Source organism: Pseudochrobactrum sp. AO18b (assembly GCF_000409565.1).
Classification (GTDB): domain Bacteria; phylum Pseudomonadota; class Alphaproteobacteria; order Rhizobiales; family Rhizobiaceae; genus Pseudochrobactrum; species Pseudochrobactrum saccharolyticum.
Genome location: NZ_ANNO01000237.1, coordinates 1 through 2,044, shown reverse-complemented (window position 1 = coordinate 2,044; position 2,044 = coordinate 1). Strand labels below are relative to the sequence as shown.

2 protein-coding genes are annotated in these 2,044 nt (G+C 53.5%); both read right to left on the bottom strand.

The genetic code is table 11. The features are described 5' to 3' along the window. Positions 1–40: 40 nt before the first annotated feature. Entirely contained in the window at positions 41–1,090 is a 1,050-nt protein-coding gene (locus tag A918_RS0109780) for an ABC transporter substrate-binding protein (RefSeq protein WP_022710888.1), read from the bottom strand. Between the two features lie 50 nt (positions 1,091–1,140). Continuing rightward, positions 1,141–2,044 (bottom strand): FAD-binding oxidoreductase (locus A918_RS20095; protein WP_033316031.1); only part of this gene is annotated, 904 nt, incomplete at its 5' end.

Genomic DNA, 2,044 nt, shown 5'->3' with positions numbered 1-2,044 from the left:
GAGATCGCGGGCCATATAATTTCAAGCAAAAAGCGGCTGATTAGCGCTCGATTGTGCGGTTCCAGCGGCTGTTCCATGCCTGACGGTTTTTATTGACCGCATCCCAGTCCAGAACATTTGCAGTTTCCATGTAACCACGGAAGGCTGTGAGCTTGGCAGCTGCATCTTCATTGCCGGCCTTGGCATTGATGTTCGAAGGAATGATATTGCCATTGTCCAGAGCAAGGCTCTGAGCATCGGCCGACAGCAGATAATGTGCCAGTTTCTGGCTCAGTTCCGGCTCGCTATTATTGGCAATCACACACTGGGTAACGGCCAGCACAACAGAACCTTCCTTAGGCTGCGCATATTCCACCGGAATACCCTTGTCCTTCAGATTGTTCACGCCGGTAGGTGTCAGCGGGAAAATAGCCGCTTCGCCGGTCTGCACCATTTCAGAGATTTTGGCCGAGCTTGGAATGAACTCGATAACATTCTTGCCGATGGTGTCGGAGAATTTCTCAAAACCCGGCTCAACATTGTTTTCATCGCCGCCCTGAATGCGGTTAAACATCAGGAAGGCATGCAGGCCAAAGCTCGAAGCCGAAGCGGACTGGAACACAACCGCATTGGCGAATTTAGGGTCAGCCATATCCATCCATGAGGTTGGTGCTGCCCAGCCTTTTTCATCAAACAGCTTTTTATTATAGGCAAGACCGGTCATGCCCATATCAACGCCGATGGCCATATCATCTTTCAGACGCGCTGCCGGCTGGATTTCTTTCAGCACCGGATCATCAGAGATCGGCTGGCAAAGATTGCTGCCGATAGCGCGTACCATCACACCGTCGTCCAGCAGCATGACATGCATTTGCGGATTGTCTTTGGCAGCGGTTGCTTTGGCCAGAATATCGGCTGAAGTGCCCGGAACCACAACAACTTTAACATTATTGGCTTTTTCAAACGGTGGCAGAACATGCTCGGTATAAGCGCGTTCAAAATTGCCGCCATTCATGCCGATATAGAGTGTCTTGGTTTCTGCCTGTGCAGCTGTTGCAACAGCAGCGGCACCCAATGCCAGAACGGAAACCATTGTCAGTTTAGAATTCATTTCGTGCTACTCCCATTATGAAGATTAAAGATTGCCTTGTCCGCCCCTTCTCAGGCAGGAAGGTTATGAAAACGATCAATGCTGAAAGCCCCGATCGGTATGTTGCTTTGGCCTTGTGTTACCAGATCACACAGCACCGCCCCCACAGCTGGTGCGGTCTGAAAGCCCGCTCCGCAAAAACCAAAAGCATGAAAAAGCCCGTTCACCTTGGAACTCGCGCTGATAACCGGATTGCCATCCGGCATTTCAGCCTCAGTGCCGGACCAGAAGCGGATAACATGGGCATGTTCCAGATGCGGAAACAGCGCAATTGCCCGCTGCATAACCGATGAGGCGGCAGTCACCGAAGGTCGCGAATAGTCCGGATTATCCAGTACAATTCCGCGCCCGCCGCCCATCACATAATTACCGCGCGTCACCTGACGGCCATAGAAACTGCCGCCCTCTTCGCCCATGCTCATTGGCAGGCGATAAGGCAGCGGCTCTGTCACCACCATGGACGGATAGATTTTCTTGAGCGGAACGCTCTCACCAAACTGGCTGGCAAACTGGTCTGACCATGCACCAGCCGTATTGACTAATTGGCGGCACCGGATTTCCGTTTCCTCACCGGCCTGCAGCACAAAACCACTGCCGGTACTGACAGCCTGATGCACCGGCATATGTTCCAGCACAGTGGCACCGGCAGAGCGGGCTGCGCGGGCAAAGGCCGGAGAAACCAGACGCGGATTGGCATGGCCGTCGTCATGGCACAGTGATGCTCCGGCCACATCGCCGGTCAGCCACGGGAAACGTGTTTTCACGGCCTTGCCGCTGATGAGTTCCAGCTCCAGACCATGCGGACGCACACGCGCCGCATAGGTTTCGAGCTTGGCGAAATCTTCTTCCGTGCGTGCCAGTTTCAAATGACCACTGCGCTGATATTCACCATCAATGCCGATCAATTCCGGCAAA

What these genes read in the sequence shown, in the direction of transcription:
- A918_RS0109780 (WP_022710888.1), bottom strand. Translation starts at nt 1,090, where the DNA reads ATGAATTCTAAACTGACAATGGTTTCCGTTCTGGCATTGGGTGCCGCT.